Source organism: Pseudomonas sp. NPDC098747, assembly GCF_044760045.1.
Taxonomy (GTDB): Bacteria; Pseudomonadota; Gammaproteobacteria; order Pseudomonadales; family Pseudomonadaceae; genus Aquipseudomonas.
Genome location: NZ_JBIWAL010000080.1, coordinates 1 through 319 on the forward strand (window position 1 = coordinate 1; position 319 = coordinate 319).

Sequence of the window (319 nt, forward strand, 5' to 3'; positions counted from 1 at the left end):
CAAACGCGGGCTCCCCGTTCCGCCTTTGGACTGAGTTTTCTGACCCCAAGATTCAACATTTGCAACTGGAGTGCTAAATGAGCTTTTTTATCTCTAACGCCATGGCTGACGCTGCTGCACCGGCTGCTGCAGGCCCAATGGGCGGCGGCTTCGAGTGGATTTTCCTGGTCGGCTTCCTGGTCATCTTCTACCTGATGATCTGGCGCCCACAGGCCAAGCGCGCCAAAGAGCAGAAGAACCTGCTGAGCAGCCTGCAGAAAGGCGACGAAGTGGTCACCAACGGCGTCATAGGATTCATGATCTCGTATGTGGGATATTT

The 319-nt window shown here is 54.9% G+C and carries 1 protein-coding gene; it reads left to right on the forward strand.

Going from position 1 to position 319, the window contains the following annotated elements:
- Positions 1-77 precede the first annotated feature (77 nt).
- On the forward strand, positions 78-319 hold a 242-nt coding region (gene yajC / locus ACIQVE_RS27230; RefSeq protein ID WP_402814551.1), incomplete at its 3' end, for a preprotein translocase subunit YajC.